Genomic DNA, 414 nt, shown 5'->3' with positions numbered 1-414 from the left:
CCTCATCGACCACAACCGTGAAGCTGTCTTCACCATTAAACTCAGGATTGGGTACATACTCCCGCGAGCCATCAGCATTAATAGTTACTCTGCCGTTTTTTGGATTGGTGCCTGGCTTGAAGGTTAAGTTATCGCCGTCAACATCGGTCGCTGTTAGCTGACCGCTTACTGCAGTCTCTTCTTGAGTTTCAGTGCTAACATCCTCACCCACTGGCGTATCATTGGTTGGAGTGACATTAACAGTCACCGTAATGGTATCAATGCCGACGTTGCCATTATGAACCACAACAGTGAAGCTGTTTTAACCATTTTACTCGGGATTGGGCACATAGTTACAAGAGCCATCGAGGTTGTAGGGTAGGCTGCGCTACTGCGGATCGGTGCTTTGCTTGAAGGTGATGATTTGACTATCAA

The 414-nt window shown here is 47.3% G+C and carries 1 protein-coding gene; it reads right to left on the bottom strand.

What is annotated here, in order from left to right:
• Positions 1-247: Ig-like domain-containing protein (locus tag DNK59_RS31515; protein ID WP_177431331.1), on the bottom strand; the 247-nt coding region annotated here is incomplete at its 3' end.
• Positions 248-414: the final 167 nt, after the last annotated feature.

Origin of the sequence: Pseudomonas sp. TKO26, assembly GCF_003225665.1 — a bacterium.
Classification (GTDB): domain Bacteria; phylum Pseudomonadota; class Gammaproteobacteria; order Pseudomonadales; family Pseudomonadaceae; genus Aquipseudomonas; species Aquipseudomonas saponiphila.
The sequence above is the reverse complement of the archived record's forward strand: the minus strand, read 5'-3'. Positions and strand labels throughout refer to the sequence as shown.